The organism is Kitasatospora sp. NPDC028961, from assembly GCF_055564815.1.
Genome location: NZ_JBVHVO010000012.1, coordinates 202,723 through 229,527, shown reverse-complemented (window position 1 = coordinate 229,527; position 26,805 = coordinate 202,723). Strand labels below are relative to the sequence as shown.

Below are 26,805 nucleotides of genomic sequence, written 5' to 3'. Positions count from 1 at the left end.
TCATCTATCCCGGCTGAGCCGGCGGTCCGGTCCCGGCTTCGTCCGAGCTGTCCGGGGCTACCGGGGACGGGGCCTGCCGCAGGGGTGGGGCACCCGGCCGGCGGGCCGGTGCGGGCCGGCGGCCGCGACGGTGGCGGCCGCCGTCGGCGGGAGCCCGGCCGACGCCAGCGCCCGAGCGGCCTCGGCGAGGCTGGCCCCCGTGGTCACCAGGTCGTCCACCAGGACCGGCCGGCGGCCGGTCAGCCGGCGGTCCGCCCGCGGCAGGACGGTGAGCGCGCCGTGCAGGTTGCGCCGGCGCTCGGTGGCGGTGAGGCCGGCCTGGTCCGCGACCGGCCGGGTGTGCCGCAGCAGGGCCGCCGCCCTGGCGTCCACTCCGGCCCGGCGCAGTGACCGGGCGGCCGCGCCGGCCAGCCGCAGCGTCGGATCGTGCCCGCGGGCGCGGACGGCGGAACGGGCCGAGGGCATCGGGACCAGCAGCAGCGGGCTCAGCCCCGCGCGCGGCCCGAGCGAGGAGCGCACGGCCCGGGCGAGTGCTTCGCCGAGCGGCCCGGCGAGGTGCAGCGCGCCGCGCTCCTTGTGGGCGAGCAGCAGCTGCCGGACCGGTCCGGCGTACGGGGCGGCGGCGTGCACCCAGGGCAGCGCGGTGGGGCCGGGCCGGGCGGCGGCCAGGGCGTGCCGGCAGGCCGGGCAGAGCTGGGTGCGGTCGGCGCCGCAGCCGGCGCAGCGGGCGGGCAGCAGCACCTCCAGCAGACCGGCCAGTGCGTGGCCGAACGGCCCTTGGGCGGACCGTGGACGGGTGGGGACGGCGGTGGGCGGCACGGCTGCTCCTGGCGGCGGCAGGCACGGAGAGTGAGCACAGGATGCGCCGTACGGGGGGAGTTGTCCAGGTATTTACCCATGCTTCACTCGCAAGAGGGTAGACAGGGTGCAACAGCTTGACCGCCAGCCCACCGCCTCGGGTCGTACCCGTATTCCCGTTTGGGGAGGCGAAAACCCCGTGTGAGGTGTTCGATGAGGCTCCAGGGGGTTTCAACCGTCCCTGGTGGGGAGGAAGTGAGGTGAGGGCCAGTCGCTTTCGTCGCTCGCGGCGGAGGTGGAGGGTCAGCAGCGAATTGGCTGGTCCGGCTGGGTCTCAGCCCGATCCGGTAGCACCCGGGTCGGCGTCAGCACGAGGGATCGGAGTTCTGCGTGGACATCGTCGTCAAGGGCCGCAAGACCGAGGTGCCCAAGAGGTTCCGCGAGCACGTGGCCGAGAAGCTGGAGAAGGTCCAGAAGTTCGACGGCAAGGTGATCAGCCTCGACGTCGAGGTGTCCAAGGAGCACAACCCGCGTCAGGCCGACCGGTCCGAGCGGGTGGAGATCACTCTCCGTACCCGCGGTCCGGTGATCCGGGCCGAGGCCGCCGCCGGCGACCCGTACGCGGCGCTCGACCTGGCTTCGGCGAAGCTCGACGCGCAGCTGCGCAAGTCCGCGGACCGGCGCCGGGTGCACAAGGGCGGCAACGGCCGTACTCCCATCAGCGTCGCCGAGGCGACCGCGGCCCTGGCCGCGCTGCCCGAGACGACCAAGCCGGAGAACGAGACCAACGGGGCCGTCCGCAAGACCATGATGGGATCCCTGGAAGTGGAGGGCGAAGGCCCGCTGGTGGTCCGGGAGAAGACCCACCCGGCCGCCCCCATGGCGCTGGACCAGGCGCTCTACGAGATGGAACTGGTCGGCCACGACTTCTACCTGTTCGTGGAGAAGGACAGCGGCCTGCCGAGCGTCGTCTACCGCCGGCACGGTTACCACTACGGAGTCATCCACCTGAAGGCCGACGGAACGACCGGGCCGGGTGGCGGTGCCGGCGGCGCGATCGGCGGCGCCGACGACGAGGACTGACCGTCCGAGCGGTGTGGGAGTGGTGACCCCGGTGGCGCTGCCGCCGGGGTCACCGGCGTTCGGGGGCGTGCCGAGCGCGTTCGGGGGTGTTCCGTGGCGTTCGGGGGTGCTCCGCAGCGGGTGCCGGGCCGGTCCGGGCCGGTGACCGGCCGATTCCGGGCGCCGGGAGGTCACCCGGTGCGAGGGAATCGGCATCGGAGGGTGACCGGAGGACGCCCGCGGCGTGGAATGATTGGCGAACGACGACCGGCGACGGGGGAGGAGCGGATGGGGGATCACTTCGGGCTGGGGCCCGGTGCGGGGCCGGTCGGGGGGGTGGCGCGAGGGTCGGGGGAGGACCTCGACTACGCCCCGCGCCGGAGGGAGCCGATCCGCGTCCTGGTGGTGGACGACCACGCGCTGTTCCGCCGCGGCCTGGAGATCGTGCTCGCCGAGGAGGAGGACATCACCGTCGTCGGTGAGGCGGGGGACGGCGCGGAGGCCGTGCTCAAGGCCGCCGACCTGCTGCCCGACATCATTCTGATGGATGTTCGGATGCCCCGTCGCAGCGGGATCGAGGCCTGCACCGCGATCAAGGACGTGGCCCCCAGCACCAAGATCATCATGCTGACGATAAGCGACGAGGAAGCCGACCTCTACGAGGCGATCAAGGCGGGTGCCACCGGGTACCTGCTCAAGGAGATCTCCACCGACGAGGTGGCCACCGCGATCCGGGCGGTCGCCGACGGCCAGTCGCAGATCAGCCCGTCGATGGCCTCCAAGCTGCTCACCGAGTTCAAGTCGATGATCCAGCGCCGCTCCGACGACCGGGACCTGGTGCCCGCACCCCGGTTGACCGACCGGGAGTTGGAGGTGCTGAAGCTGGTGGCGACCGGGATGAACAACCGGGAGATCGCCAAGGAGCTGTTCATCAGCGAGAACACCGTGAAGAACCACGTGCGCAACATCCTGGAGAAGCTCCAGCTGCACTCCCGGATGGAGGCCGTGGTCTACGCGATGCGGGAGAAGATCCTCGAAATAGGGTGACGGCGGAGCCCGTCGCGGGCCCGGTGCCGGCTCAGTCGGCGAGCAGCTTCTCCAGCGCCGGGCGCAACGCCTCGTCGTGCAGCGCCTCCACCCGGACGCTGTCGCAGCCCACCCACGCGGCCGCCTCGCGCAGCGCGGTCGCCAGCGCCCCGACGTGCCGCGCGGAGTCCAGCGAGACCTGACGGGCCACCAGGGTGCCGCCCGCCCGGGCCGGATCGACCCGGCCGACCAGCTGCCCGCCGGCCAGCAGCGGCATCGCGAAGTAGCCGTGCACCCGCTTGTGCCTGGGGGTGTAGGCCTCCAGTCGGTGCGTCATGCCGAAGATCCGCTCGGTGCGCGAGCGGTCCCAGATCAGCGAGTCGAACGGCGAGAGCAGCGTGGTGCGGTGCCGGCCGCGCGGGGCGGTGGCGAGTGCGGCCGGATCGGCCCAGGCCGCGGCGGGGGCGCCGGCCGGGCCCCAGCCCGCGACCCGTACCGGGACCAGGCCGGAGTCGGCGAGCACCGCGTCCAGCTGCTCGGCCTTCAGACGGTGGTAGTCGAGCAGATCGGCCCGGGTGGCCACGCCGAGCGCGGCGCCGGCCTGGGCGACCAGGGTGCGCAGGCAGTCCTCGTCGGTCGGCTCCGCCTCGAACAGCTCGGCAGGGATGGCCTGTTCGGCCAGCGCGTAGACCCGCTTCCAGCTCCGGCGCTCGGTGCAGACCACGTCGCCGAAGGCCAGGGCCCGCTCCACCGCGATCTTGGTGTCGGACCAGTCCCACCAGTCGGCCGTCTTCTTGGCGCCGCCCAGCTCGGTCGAGGTGAGGGGCCCCTCGTCGCGCAGCTTGGCCAGGACGGCGCGGTAGGTGGCGGCGTCCACCTGCATGCCCCAGACGTGGGCGCGCTCGCGGTAGCGCCGGCGGCGGAACGCGAAGAGCGGCCACTCCTCGATCGGCAGGATGCAGGCCGCGTGCGACCAGTACTCGAAGCTCGCCCCCGACGCCCAGTAGGCCGCGTCGACGGCGGGCCGGCCGACGGCGCCGAGCCGGGCGTACGGGACCAGCTCGTGCGAGCGGGCCAGCACCGAGATGGTGTCGAGCTGGACGGCGCCGAGGTGGCGCAGCACTCCGCGGACGCCGCCCCGGCGGTCCGGCGCGCCGAGCAGGCCCTGTGCGCGCAGGGCGATCCGGCGGGCCTCGTCGGCGCCGAGGGTCGTAGCGGGAGTCATGACGGTCATGTCGGCGAGCGTAGACCGCGGCACCGACAACGCCCCGGCCCGGAAGGACCGGGGCCCGGGGCGTGGGCGGCGCCCGCCGGCGGGGCGGGGCGGCGGGGCGGGGCTCCGGAGTCGGGGTACGGGGCCGCTCAGTCCGCGAGGTCGGTGGCGAGGTCGGTGGCGAGCAGCCCGCCGACCCAGGAGTCGCGGAACTCGCCGCGCTGCTCGGCGTACGAGCGCAGGGTGCCCTCGAAGCGGAAGCCGACCTTCTCGGCGACCGCGCGGGAGCCCTCGTTGCCCACGTACGCCGTCCACTCCAGCCGGCGCAGGCCCAGCTCGGTGATCGCGTGGTGGGCGACCGCGCGGGCGGCCTCGACGGTGTACCCGCGGCCGCGGTGCTCCCGGGTGGCCCACCAGCCGACCTCGGCGGTCCCCGGCCTGCCCGGGACGCGGACCAGCCCCTGGGTGCCGACCAGGGCGCCACCGGCGCGCTCGACCACGCACCAGACGAGGTTCTCGCCGGTGCGACGGCCGTTCACGGCCAGGTCGTTGACGAAGTACTCCGCGTCCTCGCGGCGGTACGGGCTGGGAACGACCGTCCAGCGCTGGATCTCCGGGTCCTGGCAGGCCTCGAAGACCGCGTCCAGGTCGGATTCCCGGGGCGGTCGCAGGAACAGCCGCTCGGTGACCAGGAGGCCGGGAACGGAGTCGGACGCGGTGGTCTCGGGGTGCTCTGCCATGAACGGATTATTCCGTGCAGAAAGGAAACCGGGCATCCGAATAACCGGCGCGACCGCTCAACCGCCCGGGCGGCTGACCGTTTTGCCCCGGTGGGCGATGCTATCGGGCCATGTGCCCGCACGGGTGACACGGGAATAGCGTGCTGACGCACCTCCCGGGGTGTTGGACTCCTCGCATACGATGGCCCGTGCGGTGGGGTAAACCCGTCGTGCAGTCGTCCAGTGCCAATACAGGCAAGGAGCCCGCTCAAGTGTCCGTCTTCGACAAGATCCTGCGCGCCGGCGAAGGCAAGATCCTTCGCAAGCTGCAGCGGATTGCTGCCCAGGTCAACTCCATCGAAGAGGACTTCGTCAACCTCACCGACGCCGAGCTGCGCGCGCTGACCGACGAGTACAAGCAGCGGATCGCGGACGGTGAGTCCCTGGACGACATCCTCCCCGAGGCGTTCGCGACCGTCCGCGAGGCCGCCCGGCGAGTGCTCGGGCAGCGGCACTACGACGTCCAGATCATGGGTGGCGCCGCGCTGCACTTCGGCTACGTCGCCGAGATGCGCACCGGTGAGGGCAAGACCCTGGTCGGCACCCTGCCCACCTACCTCAACGCACTGACCGGCAAGGGCGTCCACCTGATCACGGTCAACGACTACCTCGCCGAGCGCGACTCGGAGTGGATGGGCCGGGTGCACCGCTTCCTCGGCCTCGAAGTCGGCGTGATCCTGGGCAACATGACGCCCGCCGAGCGCAAGCGCCAGTACGCGATGGACATCACGTACGGCACCAACAACGAGTTCGGCTTCGACTACCTGCGCGACAACATGGCCTGGTCGAAGGACGAACTCGTCCAGCGCGGCCACAACTTCGCGGTGGTCGACGAGGTCGACTCGATCCTCATCGACGAGGCCCGTACCCCGCTGATCATCTCCGGCCCGGCGGACCAGGCGACCAAGTGGTATGCCGACTTCGCCAAGCTGGTGCAGCGCCTGAAGATCGAGCGCGACTACGAGGTCGACGAGAAGAAGCGCACCGTCGGCGTGCTGGAGGAGGGTGTCACCCGGGTCGAGGACTACCTCGGCATCGACAACCTCTACGAGTCGGTGAACACCCCGCTGGTCGGCTTCCTGAACAACGCCATCAAGGCCAAGGAGCTGTACAAGCGGGACAAGGACTACGTCGTGATGAACGGCGAGGTCATGATCGTCGACGAGCACACCGGCCGCATCCTGGCCGGGCGCCGCTACAACGAGGGCATGCACCAGGCGATCGAGGCGAAGGAGGGGGTGGAGGTCCAGAACGAGAACCAGACGCTGGCCACCATCACCCTGCAGAACTTCTTCCGCCTGTACGACAAGCTTTCCGGAATGACCGGTACCGGTACCACCGAGGCCGCCGAGTTCCACCAGATCTACAAGCTCGGCGTGGTGCCCATCCCGACCAACCGGGACCCGCTGCGCATCGACCAGCCCGACCTGATCTACAAGTCGGAGCCGGCCAAGTTCGCCGCCGTGGTCGAGGACATCGCCGAGAAGCACGAGAAGGGCCAGCCGGTGCTGGTCGGCACCGTGTCGGTGGAGAAGTCCGAGTACCTGTCGCAGGAGCTGCGCAAGCGCGGCATCCCGCACGAGGTGCTGAACGCCAAGCACCACGAGCGCGAGGCGCAGATCGTCGCGCAGGCGGGCCGCAAGGGCGCCGTGACCGTCGCCACCAACATGGCCGGCCGTGGCACCGACATCATGCTCGGCGGCAACTCCGACCACCTCGCCGCGGCCGAGCTGGCCCAGCGCGGCATCACCCCGGTGGACACCCCGGAGGAGTACGAGGAGGCGTTCCCGGCCGCGCTGGAGAAGGCCAAGGCGTCCGTGAAGGCGGAGCAGGACGAGGTCAAGGCGGCCGGTGGCCTCTACGTCCTCGGCACCGAGCGGCACGAGTCCCGCCGGATCGACAACCAGCTGCGCGGCCGTTCCGGCCGTCAGGGCGACCCGGGCGAGTCCCGCTTCTACCTGTCGCTCGGCGACGACCTGATGCGCCTGTTCAAGGCCGGCATGGTCGAGCGCGTGCTCTCGATGGCGAACGTGCCCGAGGACGTGCCGATCGAGTCCAAGATGGTCACCCGCGCCATCGCCTCGGCGCAGACCCAGGTCGAGCAGCAGAACTTCGAGATCCGCAAGAACGTCCTCAAGTACGACGAGGTGCTGAACCGCCAGCGCGAGGTCATCTACGGCGAGCGCCGCCGCGTCCTGGAGGGCGAGGACCTGCAGGAGCAGGTCGGCCACTTCATGGACGACACCGTCGAGGCGTACGTCAAGGCGGCCACCGGCGAGGGCTACGAGGACGACTGGGACCTCGACAAGCTCTGGACGGCGCTGAAGCAGCTCTACCCCGTCACCCTGGACCTGGAGCAGCTGGAGGAGGACGCCGGCGGCACGGCCGGACTCACCCCGGAGTTCCTCACCAAGGTCATCCAGGAGGACATCCAGGGGCAGTACGGCGCCCGCGAGGACCAGCTCGGTGCGGAGATCATGCGCGAGCTGGAGCGCCGGGTCGTCCTCTCGGTGCTGGACCGCCGCTGGCGCGAGCACCTCTACGAGATGGACTACCTCCAGGAGGGCATCGGCCTGCGGGCCATGGCGCAGCGCGACCCGCTGGTCGAGTACCAGCGCGAGGGCTTCGACATGTTCACCGCCATGATGGAGGGCATCAAGGAGGAGTCCGTCGGCTACCTGTTCAACCTGGAGGTCCAGGTCGAGCAGCAGGTCGAGGAGGTGCCGGTCGAGGACGCCGAGGTGCTGCTCGACAAGCTGGAGAAGGACGCCGCCCGTCCGGAGATCAAGGCCAAGGGCCTGGAGGCCCCCAAGCCGCAGCGGCTGCACTACACGGCCCCCTCGGACGAGGTCGGTGGCGGTGTCGTCGAGGGTGACTTCGAGGACCTCGCGCCGGAGGACGAGGGCGACGGGCTGACCCGCGCCGAGCGCCGCAAGGCCGCCAAGTCGGCCAAGGGCCGCCGTCGCAAGAGCTGACGCGGGGCCGGTCCGCCCGGTCCGCCGCCACGCAGGGCGCCACTCCCGCAGGGGGGTGGCGCCCTGCGCCGTTGTGCCGGTGCCGCTGCCGGTGCCGGTGCCGGTGCCCACGGCGTCGGCGGACCGGTCGGACCGCGGGGCGGTGGCGGACCGCGGGGTCCACGCGGCCCGTGCGGGCCGCGTGGCGCCGTCGCGGAAGCCGCCGTGGGCACCTGCTGCGGGCCGGCCGCCGCGGCCCGGTACGGCGCCCGTCCGGGACCGGGGGCGGTGCGACGGGACGGTCCGCACCGGCGGGTTCACCGGGCCTCCACGGCGGTGCACTGCCACTGCCCGGCCGCCCCGCGCTGCTCCAGCCGGAACGCCACCATGTGGTGCCGGCTGCCGAGGTCGACCCGGACGCAGGCCTCGATCGCGTCGGGCGAGGGCGACCGGTCGTGCACCGGCCCGAGCCGGGGCCGGTCGGCGGCGCCGCCGCGCCGCAGGATGCCGATCCGGACGAGCGAGGCGAGCTGGCCGTAGCCGTCCAGGCTGGTGTGCCGCATCAGCTGGCCGGACGGCCGGGCGCCGGTGAGCACCTCGACCAGCTGGTGGGCGAACCGTGTGCTCAGCCCGGCGTGGAGGCCCGGGGCGGCGGGGGCGGCGCAGGCGGTCCGGGGCCGGCGCGGTCGCCGGCCGTCGTAGGGGTGGTGGCCGGTCCGGGCGGTGGGGTGGTGCGGCCGGTGCGGGTGGGCCGAGGGGCGGACGGGCCGGCCGCCGTGGCCGCCGGGCGGTACGGCGGCCGGCCCGGCGGGTCGGGGGGCGGGCTGGGCGGCGGCGGGGACCGGGCTGGTGGTCATGGAGCCCTCCCGGGCGGTTGGTGCGGGTACGGACGGGTCCTTGGTAGCCCGGTGCCGCACGGGGCGGCAAGCGGGTTCGGCGCATCCGGCGGGCCCGCCCGCGGTCTCACCTATCCGGGTGAAAGACCCGGCGCCGCAAGGGCCGCCGGGCCCGTCGGGAGGGCACCCGGTTGACGTCCCGGGGCCAGCGGGAAGGCCCGAAAGGGGACACCCCGGACTGTCGGGACGGGCGGCGCGCCCGCCGGGCGCGACGTTGCGCCGCCTGGCCCTGGGCGCGCACGATCGGAGCCGGTCCGGGAACCGTGGAGGACGGACCACGACAGCGCCCCGACGAGGACAGGCGGCCGGCATGACGACATGGGTAGCGCAGACACGGGCGTCGTCGTCGGCGCCGCCCGCCGACGGCCGGCCCCGGCGCGGCCTGGTGCTGGGCGGTGGCGGGATGCTGGGCGCGGCGTGGACGGTCGGCGCGCTCTGCGCCGTCGAGGAGGCGGTCGGCTGGCGGCCGGGCGGCGCCGAGGTGGTGCTCGGGACGTCGGCGGGCGCGATCCTCGCCGCGATGCTGGCCGGCGGGGTCGGCACCGGCGAGCTCCGCGACCACCAGCGCGGTCTGCCGATCCCGGACGGCCCGCTGGCCGGGGTGGCCTTCGACTACGAGACCGCGGTCGGCGGGGCGCTTCCCCCGCGCCCGCGCGCCGGCATCGGCTCGCCGGGCCTGCTGCGGGACGCCGTCCGCCACCCGCGCGAGTACCCGCTGCTGACCATGGTGTCGGCGATGGCGCCGCACGGCCGAGGCTCGCTGGAGCCCGTCGGCGAGCTGGTGCGCGGTCTGCTGGGCGGGGACGGCTGGCCGGCCGGCTCGCCGCTGCGGGTGGCGGCGGTGGACTACCGCGGCGGCCGCCGGGTGGTCTTCGGCGATCCGGGCGCGCCGCCCGCCGCCGTCGCCGACGCGGTGATGGCCTCCTGCGCGATCCCCGGCTGGTTCGCCCCGGTCCGGGTGAACGGCTCGGCGTACGTGGACGGCGGCTGCTGGTCGGCCACCAACGCCGATCTGATGCTCGGCCGCGGTCTGGACGAGGTCTTCGTGCTCGCCCCGATGGCCCTGCGGCTGCACCCGCGCGGGCGCGCCGAGCCCGGTCGCGGCACCGTGGCGGCGCTGCGCGAGTGGCGCGCCCGGGACCGCCCGCGCGGGGTGCTCGCCCAGTTGGTCGGCCGTTACCGCCGGGCGGTGACCAGGCAGCTGATGCGGGAGACCCGGCTGCTGCGGGCGAGCGGCGTCCGGGTGCACCTGCTCGCGCCGACCCTGGCGGACCTGACGGTGATGGGCCCGAACATGATGGACCCGGCCCGCCGCGGAGCGGTGCTGGAGAGCGCGCTGCGGACCAGCCGGGCGGCCCTGGACGGCGTGCGGTGATCCGGCCCGCGCGCGGGCGGTCGCCGGTGGGGGCAGCGCGTGCGGCGGGTCGTGGCGGTCGGGGGCGCGTGCTCGGGTCGAGGGCGTGCCCGGCCGCCGGGGGCGCCCGGTCCCCTCGCGTGCGGTGATCCGGCCGGCGCCCCGGGTGGTCGGCGGCCGTGGCCGGCACGCCGCAGGGCCGCCGGCCGGCCCGGTTCCCGGCGGCACCGGCGGTGCGCGGCGCCGTCGCCGGGAGCCGGGGGTGCGGGCGGGAGTGAGCGCGTGATCACGGATGCCACCCCGGCGCTTATTCTTGGGGCGCTGGAAGCTGTGCCGCTGGACGAACCGGAGAGTGCCACCGATGCGCGTGTACGTGCCCACCACCCTGACCGGCCTGGCAGCGGCGCACCCGGGCGGCGCCCTGGAGCAGTCCGCGGCGTACGCCGTGACCCCCGCGCTGCGCGAGTGGTACGTCAGTGACGACCTCGAAGAGCTGGAGTACGCGGCGCTGAACCGGGCCGCGCAGTCCTCGCTGCGGCTGCTGGCCGCCGACCCGCAGGCGCCGCGCCGCCGGGTGGTGGTGGCGCTGGACGTCGCCGACTCCGCGGTGCGGCCGTTCCCCGGCGACGAGTACCAGGACCAGGCCTCGCTGGGCCGGGTGGTGCTGGCCGGGCCGGTGCGGCTGGCGAAGGCGGCCGCGGTGCACGCGGACGTGGCCGACCAGGAGGTGGTCGCGGACGTCGAGGCGGCGGTCGCGGCCGTCGCGGCGGCCGACGAGGGCGATCAGGACGCCCAGTTCACCGTGGACGGCGCCGAGGACCACGAGCTGCTCTGGTTCGCCACCCAGGAGATCGCCGCCCTGCTGCCCTGAGCCCGGCCCGAGTCCGGCCCCGGGCCCGAGCGGCCCGGGGCGGCCTGAGCGGCCCGCCTCGCGCCGCCCGCCCGCCCGCCGGGCCCCGGCCACCCCGTCGTACCGCTTCGTCGGTGACCGGGGTTACCGTTCCCTGCGTGCGCACTCATATCGTCTGGGACTGGAACGGCACGCTCTTCCACGACATGGAGGCGGTGCTCGGCGCGAGCAACGCCGCGTTCGCGACCATCGGCATCGGCCCGATGACCATGCAGGAGTACCGCGAGCAGTACGAGATCCCGATTCCCCGCTTCTACCAGCGGCTGCTCGGCCGGATGCCCTCCGACGCCGAGTGGCTGCGGCTCGACGACGTCTTCCACGACCGCTATCTGGAGCTGAGCGTGGCCTGCGGGCTGACCGAGGGCGTGCTGGAGCTGCTGAGCGGCTGGGGGGAGGCCGGGCACAGCCAGTCCCTGCTGTCGATGTACGAGCACCACAAGCTGCTGCCGGTGGTCGACGGCTTCGGCCTGACCGGTCACTTCCTCCGGGTGGACGGCCGCAGCGGGCCCGCCGGCGGCCAGAAGGCGGAGCACCTGGCCAGGCACCTGGCCGCGCTCGGCGAGCAGGTGGACCCCGCCCGCACGGTGCTGATCGGCGACGCCGCGGACGACGCGCTGGCGGCGCTGAGCGCGGGTGCGCACGCGGTGCTGTACACCGGTGGCTCGCACACCCGGGCGAAGCTGGAGCCGGTGGGCGTCCCGGTGGTGGACAGCCTGGCCGAGGCCGTCGAGCTGGCCGCGAGCCTGGTCGGCTGAGTCCGGCCCGGTAGCCCGGCGTCCGGTGGCCCGGCGCCCGGACGTGGCGCGAACCACGTCCACCGGTGGCGTGTCCGAGCGGGCGAACCGGCCCTCCGCTCGTCAGTCTGGATTGACGCCAGGCCATCAGGACGACGAGCGGAGCCGCCATGCCCATCGACGCAGTCACCCAGGTCCCGACCCCGGGCAACGAGCCGGTGCACGGGTACGCGCCCGGCAGCCCGGAGCGGACCGGGCTGGTGCGCCGGCTGGACGAGCTGGCCGCCGAGCAGATCCCGCTGCCGATGACCATCGCCGGCGAGCAGCGGTTCGGCGGCGGCGAGCGGATCGAGGTCGTCCAGCCGCACCACCACGCGGCGAAGCTGGGGGTGCTGGGCAACGCCACCCGGGAGGACGCCCGGGCCGCGGTGGACGCGGCGCTGGCGGCCGGGCGCGAGTGGCGCGGGCTGTCCTTCGACGACCGGGCGGCGGTCTTCCTGCGCGCCGCCGACCTGCTGGCCGGCCCCTGGCGGGAGACCCTCAACGCGGCCACCATGCTGGGCCAGTCCAAGACGGTCCAGCAGGCCGAGATCGACTCCGCCTGCGAGCTGATCGACTTCTGGCGGTTCAACGTGCGGTTCGCCCGCGAGATCCTGGCCGACCAGCCGATCTCCTCGCCCGGGGTGTGGAACCGCACCGACCACCGCCCGCTGGAGGGCTTCGTCTACGCGGTCACCCCGTTCAACTTCACCGCGATCGCGGGCAACCTGCCGACCGCGCCGGCCCTGATGGGCAACACCGTGGTCTGGAAGCCGGCGCCCACCCAGACCCTGGCCGCGTACTACCTGATGCGCCTGCTGGAGGCCGCCGGCCTGCCGCCCGGGGTGATCAACATGGTGACCGGCGACGGGCAGCAGCTCTCCCAGGTGGCACTCACCGACCCCGCCCTCGCCGGGCTGCACTTCACCGGCTCCACCGCCACCTTCCAGTCGCTCTGGCAGACCGTCGGCGCCAACATCGGCGGCTACCGGACGTACCCGCGGATCGTCGGCGAGACCGGCGGCAAGGACTTCCTGCTCGCCCACCGCTCGGCCGACCCGGCGATCGTGCGGACCGCGCTGATCCGCGGCGCCTTCGAGTACCAGGGCCAGAAGTGCTCGGCGCTCTCCCGGGCCTACCTGCCGCGCAGCCTCTGGCAGACGATCAAGGACGAGTTCCTGGCCGAGGTGGACGCGCTGGCCGTCGGCGACGTCACCGACCTGTCCAACTTCATGGGCGCGCTGATCGACCGGCGCGCCTTCGAGAAGAACCGCGACGCGATCGACCGGGCCAAGGCCGACCCGACGGTGGAGCTGGCGGCCGGCGGGCAGTACGACGACGCGATCGGCTGGTTCGTCCGCCCCACCGTGCTGGTCTCCTCCGACCACCGGGGCGAGATCTTCCGCACCGAGTACTTCGGTCCGATCCTGGCCGTCCACGTCTACGAGGACTCCCGCTGGGAAGACGTCCTCCGACGAGTGGACTCGGGCGCGCCGTACGGCCTCACCGGTGCGGTGATCGCGCAGGACCGCTACGCCATCGCACAGGCGGTGGAGGAGCTGCGCTTCGCGGCGGGCAACTTCTACATCAACGACAAGCCGACCGGCGCGGTGGTCGGCCAGCAGCCGTTCGGCGGCGGCCGGGCCTCCGGCACCAACGACAAGGCCGGCGCCGCCCAGAACCTGCTGCGCTGGACCTCGGCGCGGTCGATCAAGGAGACCTTCGTCCCGCCGACCACGTACGTTCACCCGCATATGGGCTGATGGCGAACACAGCGGGTCGGATTGGACATGGTGTCCAGGACGGCGGGATCTTCCTGCATGATTGCGCCTCCCTGTCCCCTGACACCTTCGAATCGGCCCGTTAGGCTGGCTGGCGTCGTCGGGTGGCTGCAGGCCGAACGTCTCGTCCTACCCGCTGCGGAGGTGTTTCATGCGCGCCATGGAGACCTTTCAGCCGGTTGGTGCGGCAGGATTGCGGTGGACCCGGCGGTGAGACCACACACCACCGAGTCACGCAACGGCGCGCGACAGGAGCCAAGAAGTCATGCAGACCAAGCTGGACGCAGCCAAGGCCGAACTGCTCACGAAGGCAGCAGCAGCCGCTGAGAACAGCCAGGTGGGGGGAGCGGCGCCGGGGGAGGGTCTGAGCAACGGCGCTCTGACCGCGTACCTGCACCACTACTACCTCCACACTGCGGCCGAGGACCTGGTCGACCGCGACCCGGTCGACGTGTACGGCGCGGCCGCCTCCCACTACCGCCTCGGCCTCAAGCGCCCGCAGGGCACCGCCGAGGTCCGCGTGCACACCCCGTCGGTGGAGGAGAACGGCTGGTCCTGCGGCCACACCGTGGTCGAGGTCGTCACGGACGACATGCCCTTCCTGGTCGACTCGGTCACCAACGAGCTGTCCCGCCAGGACCGGGCGATCCACATCGTGATCCACCCCCAGCTGGTCGTCCGCCGTGACATCACCGGCAAGCTGCTGGAGATCCTGGACATCGACGCCTGCGCCCGCAGCCAGGCCGCCGGCGCCGAGTGGCCCGCCGACGCCGTCGTCGAGTCCTGGATGCACATCGAGGTCGACCGCGAGACCGACCGCGAGGACCTCCGCGCGATCGAGGCCGACCTGCGCCGGGTCCTGGGCGACGTCCGCGAGGTCGTCGAGGACTGGACGAAGATGCGCGAGTCCGCGCTGCGGCTCGCCGACGAGCTCGCCGAGGAGCCCCCGGCCCACCTGCCCGAGCAGGAGGTCGGCGAGGCCTGGGAGCTGATGCGCTGGCTGGCCGACGACCACTTCACCTTCCTCGGCTACCGCGAGTACGACCTGGTGGAGCACGAGGGCGAGGAGGTCCTGAAGGCCGTCGCCGGCACCGGCCTCGGCATCCTGCGCTCCGACCCGCTCAGCCACGACGACGACCACCACCCGGTCAGCGAGGCCTTCGGCCGGCTCTCCGCGCCGGTGCGCGCCAAGGCCCACGAGAAGAAGCTGCTCGTCCTCACCAAGGCCAACAGCCGCTCCACCGTGCACCGCCCGGCCTACCTCGACTACGTCGGCGTGAAGAAGTTCGACGCCAACGGCGAGGTCGTCGGCGAGCGCCGCTTCCTCGGCCTGTTCTCGGCCGCCGCCTACACCGAGTCGGTCAGCCGCATCCCGGTGGTCCGCCGCAAGGTCCAGGACGTCGTCCTCAGCTCCGGCTTCTCCACCGAGAGCCACGACGGCCGCGACCTGGTGCAGATCCTGGAGACCTTCCCCCGGGACGAGATCTTCCAGACCCCGGCCGAGGAACTGCTCCAGATCGCCACCAGCGTGCTCTACCTCCAGGAGCGCCGCCGGCTGCGGCTCTTCCTGCGCCAGGACGAGTACGGGCGCTACTTCTCCGCGCTGGTGTACCTGCCGCGCGACCGCTACACCACCCGCATCCGGCTGCGCCTGATGGACATCCTGATGCAGGAGCTCAACGGCGCCTCGATCGACTACACGGTCTGGTCGACGGAGTCCGTGCTGACCCGACTGCACTTCGTCGTCCGGGTCACCCCCGGCAGCGAGCTGCCGCACCTGACCGACGCCGAGATCGAGCGGATCGAGGGCAAGCTCGCCGAGGCCGCCCGGTTCTGGATGGACGGCTTCAACGACCAGCTGCACCTGGAGCTGGGCGAGGAGCGGGCCGCCGAGCTGTCCCGCAAGTACGCCAACGCCTTCCCCGACGGCTACCGCGCCGACTTCACCGCGCGCACCGCCGTCGCCGACCTCAAGCAGATCGAGTCGTTGCACGGCGAGGGCGACTTCCGCCTCAACCTGTACCAGCCGGTCGGCGCGGGCGACGACGAGCGCCGGTTCAAGATCTACCGGGTCGGCGGCCCGATCTCGCTGACCGAGGTCCTGCCGGTCCTGCAGCGCCTGGGCGTCGAGGTGCTCGACGAGCACCCCTACGCGCTGACCCGCTCGGACCAGACCACCGCCTGGGTCTACGACTTCGGCCTGCGGCTGCGCGAGGCCGTCGAGCTGACCGACGAGGCGCGCGACCGCTTCCAGGAGACCTTCGCCGCCACCTGGACCGGCAAGGCCGAGAACGACGGCTTCAACGAGCTGGTGCTGACCGCCGGGCTGACCTGGCGCCAGGCGATGATGCTGCGCGCGTACGCCAAGTACCTGCGCCAGGCGGGCTCGACGTTCACGTTCTCCCAGGACTACATGGAGGACGCGCTCCGCAACAACACCCACAGCACCCGGCTGCTGGTCAACCTCTTCGAGGCCCGGCTGAGCCCCAGCCACCAGCTGGGCGCGGCCGAGCTGACCGACGCCATCCTGGAGGAGCTGTCCGGCGCGCTGGACGAGGTCGCCTCGCTGGACGAGGACCGCATCCTGCGCTCCTTCCTGCACCTCATCAAGGCCACCCTGCGCACCAACTTCTTCCAGCACACCGGTGAAGCGGGCGCCTGGCACTCCTACGTGTCGATGAAGTTCGACCCGAAGGCCATCCCGGACCTGCCGGCCCCGCGCCCCGCGTTCGAGATCTGGGTGTACTCGCCGCAGGTCGAGGGCGTGCACCTGCGCTTCGGCAAGGTCGCCCGCGGCGGTCTGCGCTGGTCCGACCGGCGTGAGGACTTCCGCACCGAGATCCTGGGCCTGGTCAAGGCGCAGATGGTGAAGAACACCGTCATCGTGCCGGTCGGCGCCAAGGGCGGCTTCGTCGCCAAGCAGCTGCCGGACCCGTCGGTGGACCGGGACGCCTGGCTGGCCGAGGGCATCTCCTCCTACAAGACCTTCATCTCGGCGCTGCTGGACATCACCGACAACCTCAAGGGCGGCGAGGTTGTCCACCCGGCGGACGTGGTCCGCCACGACGATGACGACACCTACCTGGTCGTCGCCGCGGACAAGGGCACCGCGACCTTCTCCGACATCGCCAACGGCGTCGCCGAGTCGTACGGCTTCTGGCTGGGCGACGCGTTCGCCTCCGGCGGTTCGGCCGGCTACGACCACAAGGGCATGGGCATCACCGCCCGCGGCGCCTGGGAGTCGGTCAAGCGCAACTTCCGCGAGCTCGGCCACGACACCCAGTCCGAGGACTTCACCGTCGTCGGCATCGGCGACATGTCCGGTGACGTCTTCGGCAACGGCATGCTGCTCAGCGAGCACATCCGCCTGGTCGCCGCCTTCGACCACCGGCACATCTTCCTCGACCCCAACCCGGACGCGGCCGTCTCGTACGCCGAGCGCCGCCGCCTCTTCGAGCTGCCGCGCAGCTCCTGGGACGACTACGACAAGTCGCTGATCTCGACCGGCGGCGGGGTCTTCCCGCGCAGCGCCAAGTCGATCCAGCTGACCTCGCAGGTGCGGGCCGCGCTCGGCGTCGAGGAGAGCCGGCTCACCCCGGCCGAGCTGATGAAGCGGATCCTCCAGGCGCCGGTCGACCTGTTCTGGAACGGCGGCATCGGCACCTACGTCAAGGCCTCCACCGAGACCAACGCCGAGGTCGGCGACAAGGCCAACGACGCGATCCGGGTCAACGGCGAGCAGCTGCGGGTCCGGGTCGTCGGCGAGGGCGGCAACCTCGGCTGCACCCAGCTCGGCCGGATCGAGTACGCGGCGTCCGGCGGCCCGCAGGGCGCCGGCGGCTGGATCAACACCGACGCCATCGACAACTCGGCCGGGGTGGACACCTCGGACCACGAGGTCAACATCAAGATCCTGCTCAACCAGGTCGTCGGGGACGGCGACATGACGGTCAAGCAGCGCAACCAGCTGCTCGCCGAGATGACCGACGAGGTCGGCCACCTGGTGCTGCGCAACAACTACGCGCAGAACGTGGTGCTGGCCAACGCCGTCGCCCAGGCGACCAGCATGGTCAACGTCCACTCCCGGATGATCAACCGCCTGGAGCGCGACGGCCGGCTCGACCGGGGGCTGGAGTTCCTGCCCACCGAGCGGCAGATCCGCGAGCGCCAGCAGAACGGCCGCGGCCTCTCGCAGCCCGAGCTGTCGGTGCTGCTCGCCTACACCAAGATCACCCTGGCCGACGAGCTGCTCGCCACCGAGCTGCCCGACGACCCGTTCTTCCGCACCGCGCTGCACGAGTACTTCCCCAGCGCGCTGCGGGCCCGGTTCGCCGAGGCGATCGACAACCACGCGCTGCGCCGCGAGATCATCACCACGCTGATCGTCAACGACACGATCAACCGCGGTGGCTGCACCTTCGCCTTCCGGCTGAAGGAGGAGACCGGCGCCACGTACGAGGAGATCGCCCGGACGCACACCGCCGCGCGGGCCGTCTTCAGCCTGGAGCAGATCTGGTCCGAGATCGAGGCCCTGGACAACCGGGTCCCGGCCGGCGCCCAGACCAGGATGCGGCTGCACTCGCGCCGGCTCGTCGAGCGCGCCACCCGGTGGATGCTCAACAACCGCCGCCAGCCGCTCGACATCGCCGGCACCATCGAGTTCTTCCACGACCGGGTCAACCAGGTCTGGGGCTCGCTGCCCAAGCCGCTGCGCGGCGAGGACCTGGCCTGGTTCGAGTCGGTCTACGGCGAGCTCGCCGCGGCCGGCGTGCCGGAGGAGCTGGCCACCCGGATCGCGGGTCTGTCCTCGACCTTCCCGACCCTGGACATCACCGAGGTCGCGGACCGGTCCGGCAAGGACGTCGCCGAGGTCGCCGAGCTGTACTACGACCTGGCCGACCGCTTGCAGATCACCCACCTGCTCGACCGCATCATCGAGCTGCCGCGGACCGACCGCTGGTCGTCGATGGCCCGCGCGGCGATCCGCGAGGACCTCTTCGCGGCCCACGCGGCGCTGACCGCCGACATCCTGGCCTGCGGCCCCGAGGGCGCGACCCCCGAGGAGCGGTACACCGCCTGGGCGGAGCTCAACTCCACCCTGCTGAACCGCGCCAAGAGCACGCTCGACGACATAAGGGGTTCGGACAACTACGAGCTGTCCAGCCTCTCCGTCGCGATGCGCGTCATCCGCACCCTGCTCCGCACGGGTTCGATGCGCTGACGACCGGGAGCCGGACGGCCCGGACGGCGGGGCCGCGTCTTCGGACGCGGCCCCGCCGTCGTCGTTCCCCGGGTCGGCGGCCGGGGCTGCGGCCGGGTCAGCGGTAGGGGCTGCGGCCGGCGGGAGGGCGACGCGGCGGAGCGTGTCAGGGCGGTCACTCCGGGTGCGAATCCGTTTGTGGCCCGGATGTGAGGTGCGGGTGAACGCGGGGTCACAATGTCCGGTACGTCGGCCCCGAAGTGTCGTCAGGTGGCGGAGTTCCTCCCCAACTGCCCTGATTGGCAACTGTTCTGACATGCCAAGAGTTGCAGTAAGCTAACTCCGCGATAGGCGTTGCCGCAGGTCCCGTGCCGGAAGAGCTCCACCGACGTGCTGGAACAACAGGTGTCTTTCGGCGGGGAGCAGGCCGCCAGTCCCACCCGCGCAGGGCGGTCCGGACCAGTTCCTGACGCGATGCCACCTGAAGAGAGTTTCATGACGTCATTTGTGCAGGAACCCTTTTTCTGGGTCTCCATCGTGGTGATGCTCGTAGTAGTCGGGGTCTCCCTCCAAGCCCGCAGGACGAACCTCTCCCTGCGCAGGCGAAACGTTTCCCTTGAGGAGACGGCCGCCCAGGCGCAGCGGCAGCGCGACGAACTCGGCGCGCTGAACTCGCGCCTGCAGAGCCAGCACGCGGCCGTGCTGGCGGAGGTCCGCCGGGACGCCGAGGAGGACACCAAGGCCGTCCTCAAGGCGGCGATGCGGACCCTCCAGGGTCTGGCCGACGAGCAGCAGGTCGTCATCGACAAGGTCCAGCGCAAGTACGGCGACAGCCCGCAGATCCTCGCCGACCTGATGCTGATCGACCACACCAACAGCCAGTTCGGCCGGCGCGCCCAGGGCATCGCGGTGCTCTGCGGCGGCTGGCTGGGCCGCCGGGAGACCGTCGCCTCGATCTACGACGTGGCCCGCAGCGCCCAGGGCCGGATCCGGCACTTCGACCGGGTGCAGATCCACTCCCGGGTCAGCGTCTCGCTGGTCAGCAAGGTCGTCGAGCCGGTCGCCGTCGTGCTGGCCGAGCTGCTGGCCAACGCCACCAACTACTCCGCGCCGGACACCCCGGTGGAGATCAGCGTCCAGGCCGTCCCGACCGGGGTCTGCCTGATCATCGACGACGCCGGCCTCGGCATGGGGCAGGAGGAGAAGGACCGTGCCGCCGCGCTCCTGAACCCCGGTGCGCCGATCAGCCTCACCGGCCTCGGCAACCCCCCGAAGTTCGGCTTCGCCGTCTCCGGCATGCTGGCCGCCCGCTACGGCTTCCGGGTCTCGGTCGACTCGGTCTCCCCGTACGGCGGGGTGCGGGCCGTGGTGCTGCTGCCCGCCGAACTGCTCAGCAGCGAGGTCGCGCCCCCGGCGGCCGCCGGCCACGGCGACTACAGCGGCGCCTACCAGGGCGCCCAGCAGAGCGCGTACCAGGGCGAGTACGACGGCGCCCAGCAGAGCACGTACCCGAGCACGTACCAGGGTGAGTACCAGGGGGAGCCGGTGGAGCAGCCCGTACCGGCCCGGGCGCAGCGGCTCGCGTCGCTGCCCGAGCCCGTTCCGGCCGCCCTCGCCCAGGTCGCCCCGGCCGCGGCGCAGGCGGTCCCGGAGATGACGGTGGACGGACGGCTGCCCAGGCGCCGCCGCCAGCGCACTGTCTCGGTGGTCCCGCACCCGCAGGACTCCGGCCGCGTCGACGAGCCGGTGCCGAGCACCGGCCAGGAGACGGCGTCCCGCCTCGGCGCGTTCCAGCGCGGGACGCTGTCCGGGCGCAACACCATGACCACGGAAGGAACCGAGATCCAGTGAGCCCTGATCTGACCTGGGTGCTCAACGACGTGCTGCAGGTGCGCGGTGCCCGGCACGCCATTCTCGTCTCCGCCGACGGCCTCCTGCTCGAACGGTCCAGCGAGATCGGCCGCGACGAGGCGGAGACCAACGCCGCCGCGATGAGTTCGATGCAGTCGCTGAGCCGCGCGGTGGCCCCGTTCGTCGGCGGCAACGGCGGGACGTGGCGCCAGACGCTCCTGGAGTACGACCACGGCTGGATCTTCCTGATCGCGGCCGGCAGCGGCGCCTACCTCGCGGCCTCCACCGCCTCCGACGTGGACATGGAGGCGATGTCCTTCCGGATGCAGCAGCAGGTGGGCGCGCTCGGACGAGCCATGACAGCGGCGCCGCGCCAGAGCACACACAGCGGCTCATGACGGTTCCCGGCGAGGAGCAGCGGGTTGCCAGCGGATTCATCCGCTCCTATGTCATCACCGGCGGCCGTGAGCTGCCGAGTGCGGACGACCTGTCCCTGATCACCCTGGTCACCGTCGCTCCCGAGCAGGGCCTCCCGGCCCGGCCGAGCCCGGAGACCACGGCGATCTGGGAACTGTGCTCCGGCGGCTACCTCTCGGTGGCCGAGGTCGCGGCCCACCTGGTGCTCCCGGTGGGGGTGGTCCGGCTGCTGCTGACGGACCTGATCCGCGAGGGACGGCTGCTGCGCCGGGCGGCCCCGCCACCGGCCCAGGCCCCGGATCCGAGACTTCTAGAGAAGGTACTGCATGGACTTCAACGCCGGTTCGCCTGAGGACATCTACGTCCCGGGCGGGGTGACGACCGCCGTCAAGATCCTGGTCGTGGGCCACTTCGCGGTCGGCAAGACCACGCTCATCGGCGCCCTGTCGGAGATCGCCCCGCTGAGCACCGAGGAGAAGATGACGCAGGCGTCCACCGGCGTCGACGACCTCCGGGGCGCACCGGACAAGAAGACCACGACCGTGGCCCTGGACTTCGGCCGGCTGACGCTCGGCGACGACCTGGTGCTGTACCTGTTCGGCACGCCGGGCCAGCAGCGCTTCATGCAGCTCTGGGAGGACATGGCGCGGGGGGCGCTGGGAGCGCTGCTGCTCACCGACCCGACCCGGCTCACGGACACCTTCCCCGTCATCGACCTGATCGAGCAGTACGGCCTGGAGTACGCCGTGGCGGTCAACAGCTTCGACCGGCAGAGCGACTACACCGAGGACGAGCTGCGCGAGGCGCTCGACCTGCTTCCGCACACGCCGGTGGTGTTCTGCGACGCCCGCGACCAGCGGTCGTCGGCCGACGCGCTGCTGACCCTCGTCCGGCACCTGCTCGAACGCGCCTCCTGACCCTTCCCCGTCACCGCCCCCCGTCACCGCCTCCCGGGGCCGCACCCGCCCGGGGCCATTTCCGAGGAACGACCCATGGAATCTCCGCAGCGCTCCGCCCCGCAGTCGCCTCCCCCGGGCTGCCCGATGCACGGCGGCCCGACCCCGCTGTACGGGGAGATGTTCTCGTCCGACCCCGAGGCGGTCTACGACGCGCTGCGCGCGCACGGCCCCGTCGCGCCCGTGGAGTTGTCGCCCGGTGTGGACGCCACGCTGGTGACCTCGCACGAGGTCGCCCTGCGGGTGCTGCAGAACCCGGGGCTGTTCGCCCGGGACTCCCGGCGGTGGTCGGCGCTGAAGGAGGGGCGGGTGCCGATGGACAGCCCCGTCCTGCCGATGATGTTCTACCGGCCCAACTGCCTGTTCACGGACGGCACCGAGCACCTCCGGCTGCGCAAGGCCGTCACCGAGAGCCTGGAGCGGCTCAACGACAACCGGCTCAACCGGCACGTCGAGCGGATCGCCGGCTACCTGATCGACCAGTTCAGCCCGCTGGGCCGGGCCGACCTGATCAACGACTACGCCAAGCTGCTGCCGCTGCTGCTGTTCAACCAGCTCTTCGGCTGCCCGGCCGACATCGGCGACCGGCTGACCCGCAGCATGTCCGCGCTCTTCGACGGGCTGGACGTGCTCCAGGCCAACGAGGAGCTGAACGCCTGCCTGATGGACCTGGTCGCGCTGAAGCGCCGCCAGCCCGGCGACGACATCACCTCGTGGCTCGTCCAGCACCCGGCCGGGCTGCGCGACGAGGAGCTCAAGGACCAGCTGGTCATGCTGATGGGCGCCGGGGTCGAGCCCGAGCGCAACCTGATAGGCAACGCGCTGCTCCTGCTGCTGTCCGGTGACGCCGGCTCCGGCATGCGCATCGAGGACGCCCTCGACGACGTGCTGTGGAACAACCCGCCGATCGCCAACTACGCGACGCACTTCCCGATGCAGGACGTCGAGGTGGGCGGGGTCCGGATGCCCGCCGACAGCCCGGTGGTGATCAGCTTCGCCGCCGCCAACACCGACCCCGCGCTGACCGACGCCCGACTGACCCTCAGCAAGGGCGCCCACCTGGCCTGGGGCGCCGGCCCGCACGCCTGCCCGGCCAAGTCGCCGGCCCAGCTGATCGCGCTGACCGCGATCGAGTGCCTGCTCAACGCGCTCCCGGACGTCACGCTCGCGGTGCCCGCGCAGAGCGTGGGCTGGCGGCCGGGCCCGTTCCAGCGCGGACTGGTCTCGCTGCCGGTGCGGTTCAGCCCGGCGCCCGTCCGCCCCCCGGTGGCGGGCACGGGGGCCGGCCTCGGTGGCCCGCCCGCCGGCCAGGCCGCCGCCAACGGGACGCCGCACCCGCCGGCCGCCACCGCCGCGGCGCCCGCCGCGGGCCGGGCCCCGGCCAAGCAGAAGGGGTGGTGGAGTTCCTTCCTGGACGTCTTCCGGCTCTGACCGGGACGGCGCGGGAGACCGGACGACCGCTCAGCGGTGCACGCGGTCCGGTGACTTCGCGCATGTGACGGGGGCAACTCCGATCGACGCTTGAGCGTGCTCCCGGTGGGTAGGTCGCCGCCGTACTGCCCGCCAGCGCAAGGAGCCCCGTGTGACCGCCATGATGGAAGCCCGCCCCGGGACGCCGGAGTGCCGTGCTGGAACCGTCGACCGCCGCGCCGCCGTGCCGTTGCTACGGCGGCTGCGGTCGGCGGAGGGGCTGGCCGATCCGTTCCCGATCTACGACGAGCTGCGGGCCATGGGCGATCTCGTGCCGGCGCCGTGGGGCGGGTACCTGGTCACCGGTTACGACGCGTGCGACCAGGTCCTGCGCGGCAGGAACTGGCTCGTCCCCGACCTGGCCTGGCAGGGGCGGCAGACCGAGACCGAGCGCTGGCAGGCCGTCGCCACCCAGGAGATGAGCCGGACCCTCCACCGGCTCAACGCCCCCGTCCACACCCGGCAGCGGCAGGGCCTCGGGAACCTCTTCGGCCGCCACACCCTCCAGGCCCTGGCGCCGGAGATCGAGGCCGACGTCACCGAACTGCTCGACCGGCTGGCCGAGCGAATACGCGTGGACGGCGAGGCGGACCTGGCCTCATTGGTCGGCGACCGGCTCCCGATCAACACCATCGGGCGCTGGCTGGACCTTCCGCCGGAGGACTACGCGCACATCCTGGAGATCACCCACAACCAGGTGCACGCCCAGGAACTCCTGCCCACCAAGAGCCAGTTGGCGATCTCCGAAGCGGCCACCCTGCACCTGCGCCGGTACTTCACCGACCTCGTCCAGGAGCGTCGTGCCCATCCGGGCGACGACGTGGTGTCCGGCTGGATCCGCACCTGGGACGCGCTGGAGTCGGACCGCGAGGCCACCGACCGGACCGTCTACGAGCTCACCATGTTCGTCACCATCGCGTCGCTGGAGGCCACGGCGGCGTCGCTCTCCCTGATGGTGTGGTCGCTGCTCCGGTCCCCGGGCACCTGGGACTGGCTGCGGGCCCGGCCGGAGCACATCGACGACGCGGTCGAGGAGGCGCTGCGCTACGACCCGCCGGTCCGCCTCAACAGCCGGGTGGCGGGGGAGGACACGGAGCTGGCCGGGGTGTTCATTCCCCAGGACACCATGGTCCACGTGATGTACGGCGCGGCCAACCGCGACCCGCGCCGCAATCCGGCTCCGCACACCTTCGACGTCCTCCGCAAGGGCTCCCACATCGCCTTCGGCGGGGGCGCCCACTACTGCCTCGGCGCGGCCCTGGCCCGGCTGGAGGCGCGCACTCTGCTGGGGCAGCTGCTGCGGCGCTTCCCGACCCTGCGGGTGGTGGGCCAGCCCGAGTTCGCACCCCGGATGGTCTTCCACCGGGTGATGTCCTTGAGAGTGGCGGCATGAACGTTTCCTCCGAGGCGATCCCGTACCCTCCGTACCCCCTCCAGCCGCCGGCGCCGCTCGGGCGGGCCCCCGCGGGCGAGGCGGCCCATGACCGCGCCGCGTACGAGGCGGGCGATCCGGAGCCCGCCGGCTCCCACGCCCCGGCGCCCCGCGCCGTCCACGCCGAGCGCCGGGGCGCGGTGCTGTACGTCGAGCTGGACAGCCCCGAGACCGGCAACGCCGTCACCGAGGCCGTGCTGCGCGACCTCCTCGCCGTGCTGGCCGCACCGGACCCGGCCGTCCGCGCCGTGGTGCTGTCCGGCGCCGGTCCGGACTTCTGCCTCGGCGGCGACCGGGACGAGTTCGCCGACTCGCTCGGCGCGGACCCCACGGGTGGCGGCATCCGCACCGCCGGCACCCTGGCCCGCCAGGTCTGCGCGGCCCTCACCGACAGCCCGGCCGTCACCATCGCGCGGGTCCAGGGCCGGGCGATCGGCGCCGGCTTCGCGCTGGCCCTCGCCTGTGACCTGCGGGTCGGCGCCGACACGGCCGCCTTCCGGCTGCCCGAACTCGCCCTCGGCCTGCCCGTCGCGTGGGGCGGCCTGCTGCCCCGACTGCTGCACGAGGTGGGCGCGGCCCGGGCCCGCGAGATCATCCTCACCGGCCGCCCGGTCGGTGCCGCCGAGGCGTACGACCTCTCCATCCTCCAGCGGGTCGTCCCCGAGGAGGAGCTGGACGTGGCGGTGGCCGAGTGGGTCAGGCCCGTGACGCGCCGCCCCGAAGCCGCGCTGCGGGTCACCAAGACGCTGCTCAACTCCCACGCGGCGGCGACCAGGCTGGCCGACACCTCCGTCCTGGACGCGGAGTTGATGGCCGCCGTCCTCGCCGGCGCCCACTACGCCCGCGGGACCGGCGCTCCGCCGTCCTCCTGAGCCGCCGCGCCTCCTGTGCCGCTCGCCGCGGTGGGTCCGTGTCCGGGGCACGGACCCACCGGCCGCGACGCCGATCCGGCTTCGGTACGGTGGCCCGCGACAAGGGGGAAGATCATCATGACGACGACGCGCATCAGGCGCACCGTGGGGACCGCGCTGACCGTGGCGCTGGTCGTCACGGGGGCGGCGGCCTGCGACTCCGGCGGGAAGACCGCGGCCGCCCCGGCGGCGACCAGCGCGAGCCCGGCCCCGGAGCCGTTCGGCGCCGCCGGCTACCGGGGGCTCAAGCCCGGCATGGCGAAGGACGCGGCGCTGGCCGTCGGCGCCCTGGAGGCGGCCCCGGTGTCGCTGCTCAACGGCTGCACCGACTTCGTCTACAAGGGCGGCCCGGCGCCGGACGCGGCCAGGATGGCGGCCGAGGCGGCCCTCCAGGCCAAGATCGACGAGCTGGACGCCAAGGCGCAGGCCGGACGGAGCACCCCCGGCGCGGTGCCGCCCCTGCCGTCCAATCCCACGCTGCAGGACCTCAAGGCGCACTCCGCGCTGCTGCTGGCCGAGACCGAGCGGATGAAGGCCAACCAGGGGACGCTCGAACAGCTGGCCAAGGCCACCGACGAGCTGAAGGCCGCGCGGGCGACCCGCGACGCCGCGTTCCTGGCCACCGGCCGGGCCGGGTTCGGCCCGGAGGGTCTGCGCGAGCTGGTGGCCCCGGCGGGCGCCCGGACCGCCGAGGGCATCGGGGCCGGTTCGACGGTCGAGGCGCTCAGGCAGGCCTACGGCGACAAGGGGCTGGAGCTGGCCGGGAGCGGCAAGTACGAGATGCCGGTCGAGGGCGGCCGGGGCACGCAGGGCTGGAAGTACGAGTTCACCCTGGACGGCGACAAGGTCGGCGGCCTGGCCGTGGCGAACCGCGGCATGTACTGCTCCTGAGCACCCGCGCGCCGGACGACCGGGGGGGGGGGGGGGGGGGGGGGGGGGGGGGGGGGGGGGGGGGAGGGGGGGGGGGTGGGGGGGGTGGGGGGGGGGGGGTGGGGGAGGGGGGGGGGGGGGGGGGGGGTGGG

The 26,805-nt window shown here is 72.8% G+C and carries 20 protein-coding genes; 16 read left to right on the top strand and 4 right to left on the bottom strand.

Going from position 1 to position 26,805, the window contains the following annotated elements:
- Positions 1–57: 57 nt before the first annotated feature.
- On the bottom strand, positions 58–819 hold the full coding sequence (locus ACZ4UX_RS22180; protein ID WP_465707894.1) for a ComF family protein: 762 nt from the start codon (positions 817–819) through the stop codon (positions 58–60).
- A 369-nt stretch (positions 820–1,188) separates the two neighbouring features.
- On the opposite strand from ACZ4UX_RS22180, the gene hpf reads away from it, so the two are divergent.
- Both hpf and ACZ4UX_RS22170 read left to right on the top strand, forming a co-directional pair.
- A complete protein-coding gene (hpf, locus tag ACZ4UX_RS22175; RefSeq protein WP_329487904.1) occupies positions 1,189–1,881 on the top strand; it encodes a ribosome hibernation-promoting factor, HPF/YfiA family in 693 nt (230 codons plus the stop codon).
- 267 nt (positions 1,882–2,148) lie between these two features.
- Positions 2,149–2,907 (top strand): response regulator transcription factor, encoded by a 759-nt coding sequence (locus tag ACZ4UX_RS22170; RefSeq protein ID WP_329487903.1) that lies wholly within the window; start codon positions 2,149–2,151, stop codon positions 2,905–2,907.
- 31 nt (positions 2,908–2,938) lie between these two features.
- Here ACZ4UX_RS22170 and ACZ4UX_RS22165 read toward each other — a convergent pair whose 3' ends face one another.
- Positions 2,939–4,120 (bottom strand): winged helix-turn-helix domain-containing protein, encoded by a 1,182-nt coding sequence (locus ACZ4UX_RS22165; protein WP_465707893.1) that lies wholly within the window; start codon positions 4,118–4,120, stop codon positions 2,939–2,941.
- A gap of 128 nt (positions 4,121–4,248) precedes the next feature.
- Positions 4,249–4,839: a GNAT family N-acetyltransferase gene (locus ACZ4UX_RS22160; RefSeq protein ID WP_465707892.1), complete on the bottom strand. Its 591-nt coding sequence runs from the start codon at positions 4,837–4,839 to the stop codon at positions 4,249–4,251.
- Between the two features lie 251 nt (positions 4,840–5,090).
- On the opposite strand from ACZ4UX_RS22160, the gene secA reads away from it, so the two are divergent.
- Positions 5,091–7,853, top strand: a complete 2,763-nt coding sequence (gene secA / locus ACZ4UX_RS22155; protein ID WP_329487900.1) for a preprotein translocase subunit SecA — start codon at positions 5,091–5,093, stop codon at positions 7,851–7,853.
- A 296-nt stretch (positions 7,854–8,149) separates the two neighbouring features.
- Here the strand turns inward: secA and ACZ4UX_RS22150 are convergent, their stop codons facing one another.
- Positions 8,150–8,689: an Rv3235 family protein gene (locus ACZ4UX_RS22150; RefSeq protein WP_380389080.1), complete on the bottom strand. Its 540-nt coding sequence runs from the start codon at positions 8,687–8,689 to the stop codon at positions 8,150–8,152.
- A 349-nt stretch (positions 8,690–9,038) separates the two neighbouring features.
- Between ACZ4UX_RS22150 and ACZ4UX_RS22145 the strand changes: the two genes are divergently transcribed.
- From ACZ4UX_RS22145 to ACZ4UX_RS22085, 13 genes are all read left to right on the top strand, one after another.
- Complete coding sequence (locus ACZ4UX_RS22145) at positions 9,039–10,103, top strand: patatin-like phospholipase family protein (RefSeq protein ID WP_465707891.1); 1,065 nt, start codon at positions 9,039–9,041, stop codon at positions 10,101–10,103.
- 340 nt (positions 10,104–10,443) lie between these two features.
- Positions 10,444–10,953 (top strand): DUF6912 family protein, encoded by a 510-nt coding sequence (locus ACZ4UX_RS22140; RefSeq protein WP_329487897.1) that lies wholly within the window; start codon positions 10,444–10,446, stop codon positions 10,951–10,953.
- A 137-nt stretch (positions 10,954–11,090) separates the two neighbouring features.
- On the top strand, positions 11,091–11,747 hold the full coding sequence (locus ACZ4UX_RS22135; protein ID WP_329487896.1) for an HAD family hydrolase: 657 nt from the start codon (positions 11,091–11,093) through the stop codon (positions 11,745–11,747).
- A gap of 155 nt (positions 11,748–11,902) precedes the next feature.
- Positions 11,903–13,528 (top strand): L-glutamate gamma-semialdehyde dehydrogenase, encoded by a 1,626-nt coding sequence (gene pruA, locus ACZ4UX_RS22130; protein ID WP_359809230.1) that lies wholly within the window; start codon positions 11,903–11,905, stop codon positions 13,526–13,528.
- A 283-nt stretch (positions 13,529–13,811) separates the two neighbouring features.
- Positions 13,812–18,767, top strand: a complete 4,956-nt coding sequence (locus ACZ4UX_RS22125; RefSeq protein WP_465707890.1) for an NAD-glutamate dehydrogenase — start codon at positions 13,812–13,814, stop codon at positions 18,765–18,767.
- Positions 18,768–19,241: 474 nt separating this feature from the next.
- A complete protein-coding gene (locus ACZ4UX_RS22120; RefSeq protein ID WP_465707889.1) occupies positions 19,242–20,597 on the top strand; it encodes an ATP-binding protein in 1,356 nt (451 codons plus the stop codon).
- Positions 20,594–20,995 carry a roadblock/LC7 domain-containing protein gene (locus ACZ4UX_RS22115; protein WP_329487893.1) on the top strand — a complete coding sequence of 134 codons (402 nt, stop codon included), beginning with the start codon at positions 20,594–20,596 and terminating at the stop codon, positions 20,993–20,995. The genes ACZ4UX_RS22120 and ACZ4UX_RS22115 overlap by 4 nt, the downstream gene beginning before the upstream one ends.
- Entirely contained in the window at positions 20,992–21,366 is a 375-nt protein-coding gene (locus tag ACZ4UX_RS22110) for a DUF742 domain-containing protein (RefSeq protein WP_329487892.1), read from the top strand. Before ACZ4UX_RS22115 ends, ACZ4UX_RS22110 begins: the two co-directional genes overlap by 4 nt.
- Complete coding sequence (locus ACZ4UX_RS22105; protein ID WP_329487891.1) at positions 21,341–21,931, top strand: GTP-binding protein; 591 nt, start codon at positions 21,341–21,343, stop codon at positions 21,929–21,931. The genes ACZ4UX_RS22110 and ACZ4UX_RS22105 overlap by 26 nt, the downstream gene beginning before the upstream one ends.
- A 75-nt stretch (positions 21,932–22,006) precedes the next feature.
- Complete coding sequence (locus tag ACZ4UX_RS22100; protein WP_396490693.1) at positions 22,007–23,401, top strand: cytochrome P450; 1,395 nt, start codon at positions 22,007–22,009, stop codon at positions 23,399–23,401.
- Positions 23,402–23,699: 298 nt separating this feature from the next.
- Complete coding sequence (locus ACZ4UX_RS22095; RefSeq protein ID WP_465707905.1) at positions 23,700–24,833, top strand: cytochrome P450; 1,134 nt, start codon at positions 23,700–23,702, stop codon at positions 24,831–24,833.
- A complete protein-coding gene (locus ACZ4UX_RS22090) occupies positions 24,830–25,744 on the top strand; it encodes an enoyl-CoA hydratase/isomerase family protein (protein WP_465707888.1) in 915 nt (304 codons plus the stop codon). The genes ACZ4UX_RS22095 and ACZ4UX_RS22090 overlap by 4 nt, the downstream gene beginning before the upstream one ends.
- A 117-nt stretch (positions 25,745–25,861) precedes the next feature.
- Entirely contained in the window at positions 25,862–26,674 is an 813-nt protein-coding gene (locus ACZ4UX_RS22085) for a hypothetical protein (RefSeq protein ID WP_465707887.1), read from the top strand.
- Positions 26,675–26,805: the final 131 nt, after the last annotated feature.